Source organism: Delftia sp. ASV31 (assembly GCF_016428765.1).
Classification (GTDB): domain Bacteria; phylum Pseudomonadota; class Gammaproteobacteria; order Burkholderiales; family Burkholderiaceae_C; genus Comamonas; species Comamonas acidovorans.
Window position 1 is genome coordinate 1 of record NZ_JAELTK010000264.1, and the last position, 318, is coordinate 318.

Below are 318 nucleotides of genomic sequence, written 5' to 3' on the forward strand. Positions count from 1 at the left end.
GCCCCTGATTCCAGCCGCATCCGCCTTCGGACCTGCCCATGGACCGCAGCCAGATCCTGGAGCACCTGCCCGGCCTGCGCCGCTATGCGCGGCTGCTGGCAGGCGATGCCTGGGCCGCCGACGACCTGTCTCTTATACACATCTGACGCTGCCGACGAAATGCGAACAGTGTAGATCTCGGTGGTCGCCGTGTCATTAAAAAGGGGGGGGGGGGGGGGGGGGGGGGGGGGGGGGGGGGGGGGGGGGGGGGGGGGGGGGGGGGGGGGGGGGGGGGGGGGGGGGGGGGGGGGGGGGGGGGGGGGGGGGGGGGGGGGGGGG

Annotated in this window: 1 pseudogene; it reads left to right on the forward strand. The window is 76.7% G+C overall.

Going from position 1 to position 318, the window contains the following annotated elements:
* Positions 1 to 38: 38 nt before the first annotated feature.
* A pseudogene (locus JHD82_RS30130) lies at positions 39 to 128 on the forward strand (RNA polymerase sigma factor); the annotation flags it as partial.
* Positions 129 to 318 lie beyond the last annotated feature (190 nt).